Genomic DNA, 4,136 nt, shown 5'->3' with positions numbered 1-4,136 from the left:
CGGAGTCGGGTGCGGCTGGGGGTATCGGTGGGTTCTTGACGTATGCGACTGATCTTTTCGATCGGGCGACGGTCGAAGGGTTCGCTGATCGGCTCGCGCGCATCCTCGCCGCCGTGGTCGCCGACGCCAACGCGCCGGTCGGCGATCTCGAACTGCTCGACGCCGCCGAACGGCACGACGTGCTGGCACGCTGGAACGCCACCGACCAGGCGGTCGACGCGGATGCGACGCTGGCCTCGCTGCTCGACGCCAGTGTCGCGGCGGGCCCGCGCTCAACGGCGCTGGTCGCGGACGCGGTCGATGGTGAGCGGGTCGAGCTGACCTACGCCGAACTCGATGTGCGTGTGAATCGTCTTGCGCGGCATCTGATTTCGTTGGGTGTCGGTCCGGAGTCGCGGGTCGCGCTTGCGTTGCGTCGCTCGGTGGATTTGATCGTGGCGATGTACGCGGTGGCGAAGTCCGGTGGTGCGTATGTGCCGGTGGATCCGGATCAGGCTGCCGAGCGGACGAGCTACATCTTGGAGACGGCGGCACCGGTTTGTGTGCTGACGAATGCCGATGCGAAGTTCGAGACCGATGTGGCGCCGGTGGTGCGGATCGATGAACTGGATCTGTCGGAGCTGGATGCCGCGCCGGTCGCTGATGTCGATCGGGTCGCGCCGTTGCGTCCGGAGAACACGGCGTATGTGATCTTCACGTCTGGTTCGACGGGTCGCCCGAAGGGTGTCGCGGTTCCGCACGGCGCTATCGCGAACCAGTTGCAATGGAAGAACATCGAGTTCGGGCTCGACGCTGCGGATGCGATTCTGCTGAAGACGGCCGCGACGTTCGACCTCTCGGTGTGGGAGTTCTGGTCGGCGGTAGTGTGCGGTGGCCGTTTGGTCATCGCCTCACCCGACGGTCACCGGGACCCGACGTACCTCAACGAACTCATGGCCCAGGAATGGGTCACCACGCTGCACGTCGTCCCGTCGATGCTGGACGCGCTGTTGACTGCCGGTATGCCGGATTCGCTGTGGCGGGTGTTGGCGATCGGTGAAGCCCTTCCGGGTGCGTTGGCGCAGCGGTTCTTGCGTGAGAATCCGCGTACCGAATTGTTCAATCTGTATGGTCCGACCGAGGCGGCGGTGTCCATCACCAGCCATCGGGTCAGTGATACCGACCGGGTTTCGGTTCCCATCGGTGCGCCGGAGTGGAACAGTCGGGTGTTCGTGCTGGATGGTCGTTTGCGTCCGGTGCCGGTGGGTGTGTCGGGTGAGTTGTATTTGGCTGGTGCGCAGTTGGCGCGCGGTTACTTCGGTCGTGCGGATCTGACCGCGGATCGGTTCGTGGCCAACCCGTTCCAGCCCGGTGCGCGGATGTACCGCACTGGTGATTTGGTTGCGTGGACGAGCACAGGCGAACTCCAGTATCGGGGTCGTACGGATTTCCAGGTGAAGATCCGTGGTTTCCGTATCGAGCTCGGGGAGATCGAAGCCGCGCTGCTCGCCCTGCCGGAGATCGCGCAGACCGCGGTGATCGCGAAGTCGGATCCGCAGACCGGTGACCGGTTGGTCGCGTACATCGTGCCTGTGGATGCTGGAGCAGGTGCCGCTGGCGATGCCGACGATACGGCCGGTGCCGGATCCGGCGTGGATGTGGCTCGGGTGAAGTCCGAACTGAGCGCTGGGTTGCCGTCGTACATGGTGCCGTCGGCGTTCGTGGTGTTGGATTCGTTGCCGTTGAATGTCAACGGCAAGCTCGACCGTAAGGCGTTGCCGGAGCCGGAGTTCGAGGTCCAAGCCTTCCGTGCGGCGTCGACTCCGATCGAGGAGATCGTGGCGTCGGTGTTCGCCGAGGTGCTCGGGGTGGAGCGGGTCGGCGCGGATGACGATTTCTTCGCTTTGGGTGGTAATTCGCTGTTGGCGACGCAGGTGGCGGCGCGGATCGGCGCGGCCTTGGATGCCCGTGTGCCGGTGCGTGTGTTGTTCGAAGCCTCCACTGTGGCCGGATTGGCCGCGAAGGTCGAGCAGCACGCGGGGGCCGGTAACCGCCGCGAGCTGGTGGCCGGTCCGCGTCCGGAGCACATCCCGTTGTCGCTGGCGCAGCAGCGCATGTGGTTCCTCAACCAGTTCGATCCGGCCTCATCGGTCTACAACATCCCGGCCGCCATCCGCCTCACCGGCGATCTGGACGTCGCGGCCCTGCGAGCGGCGGTCGCGGATCTGGTGGCGCGCCACGAGATCCTGCGCACGATCTACCCGCAGACGTCCGACGGCCCGGTACAGCGGGTGCTCGCGGCGGACGAGGTGCCGATCGACCTCACACCCGCGCGAGTCGACGCGGCCGATTCGGTCGCCGTGGTGACCAGCGTGGTCGGCGCGGGGTTCGAGGTCACCACGGAGGTCCCGTTCCGGGTCGCGCTGTTCGAGATCGCGTCCGCGAGCGCGGGCGACCCCACCGAGCACGTGCTGGTCTTCGTTGCGCACCACATCAGTTCCGACGGCTGGTCGCTGGGCCCGCTCACCCGGGATCTGGTCCTGGCCTATGAGGCGCGCAGCAGAGGCGAGGCCCCGGCCATGGCCCCGCTGCCGGTGCAGTACGCCGACTACAGCCTGTGGCAGCGGGAGGTGCTCGGCTCCGAGACCGACCCGAAGAGCCTGATCTCGCAGCAGGCCGAGTACTGGCGGGACGCGCTCGCCGCTCTGCCGGAGGAACTGCCGCTGCCGACCGACCGGCCCCGGCCCGCCCAGGCGTCCTATCGCGGAGGCAGTTTCGCCTTCGACATCGACGCCGACCTGCACACCGGGCTAGAACAGCTGGCCAAACAACACAATTCGACGCTGTTCATGGTGGTGCACGCCGCGCTCGCGGTGCTGCTGGCGCGGCTGTCGGGCACCTCGGACATCGCGATCGGCACCCCGGTGGCCGGCCGCGGCGAGGCCGAACTCGACGACCTCATCGGCATGTTCGTCAACACGCTGGTGTTGCGCACCGAGGTCGAGCCGGGCACGTCGTTCGAAACGCTGCTGGCCGAGGTCCGCAAAACCGACGTCGCCGCGTTCGGCCATGCCGACCTGCCGTTCGAGCGGCTGGTCGAGTTGCTCGATCCGGTCCGCTCGGCGGCGCGGCATCCGCTGTTCCAGGTGATGCTGGTGCTGCAGAACCTCGCTCCCGCGACGCTCGAGTTGCCCGGGCTCACGGTGTCGGGCATCGATCCGGGAGTGTCGGCGGCCAAGTTCGATCTGCAGATCACCCTGGCCGAGCAGCCCGGTGCGCCGGGTCTGTCGGTGGTGATCGGTTACGCGACCGACCTGTTCGACGAATCGACGGTGCGGAACTTCGCGAGCCGGTTCCGCCGTGTCCTGGCGGCGGTCGCGGCCGATGCCACAGCCGTGGTGGGCGATATCGATGTGCTCGCGCCCGGCGAACGCGACCAGGTGCTGAGTGCGTGGAATGTGCCGGGGGCCTGGGTTCCCGGTGCGACACTGCCGGATGTGATCGCCGAACAGGCGTGGTTGCGCCCGGACGCGGTGGCGATCCGTTCGGGTGAGACCACGTTGACTTTCGGTGAGTTGCATGCGCGGGCGAATCAGGTGGCGCGGGCGTTGATCGCTCGGGGTGCGGGTCCGGAGTCGTTGGTGGCGGTGGCGGTGGCGCGTACCGAGGAGTTGCCGGTCGCGTTGTTGGGGGTGTTGATCGCGGGGGCGGCGTATCTGCCGATCGATACCGGGTATCCGGTGCAGCGGTTGGAGTTCATGCTCGAAGACGCCGCCCCGGTGTGTGTGCTGACCACGGTGCAGCAGCGGGAGTCGGTGCCGTCGGGTGGGTTGCCGGTGGTGCTGCTGGAGGCGGCAGGAGAGTTCTCCGATGCGCCGGTGAGTGATGCCGATCGGGTGGGCCGGTTGCGTGCGGACAATCTGGCGTATGTCATCTACACCTCCGGTTCCACCGGGGTGCCCAAGGGTGTGGGGGTGGCGCACCGCAACGTCATCGAGTTGCTGGCCAACACGCAGCCGTTGTTCGGGTTCGACGAGACCGATGTGTGGACGTTGTTCCATTCCTTCGCGTTCGACTTCTCGGTGTGGGAGTTGTGGTGCGCGCTGGCGCACGGCGGCAGCGTGGTCGTGGTCGACTACCTGACCTCCCGTTCACCG

At 67.0% G+C, this 4,136-nt stretch carries 1 pseudogene; it reads left to right on the top strand.

The features are described from left to right. Positions 1 to 20: 20 nt before the first annotated feature. Positions 21 to 4,136: pseudogene (locus tag ABZW96_RS37350) on the top strand (amino acid adenylation domain-containing protein); the annotation flags it as partial.

Source organism: Nocardia sp. NPDC004168 (assembly GCF_040610355.1).
In the GTDB taxonomy this organism is placed as follows: domain Bacteria; phylum Actinomycetota; class Actinomycetes; order Mycobacteriales; family Mycobacteriaceae; genus Nocardia; species Nocardia sichangensis.
The sequence above is the reverse complement of the archived record's forward strand: the minus strand, read 5'-3'. Positions and strand labels throughout refer to the sequence as shown.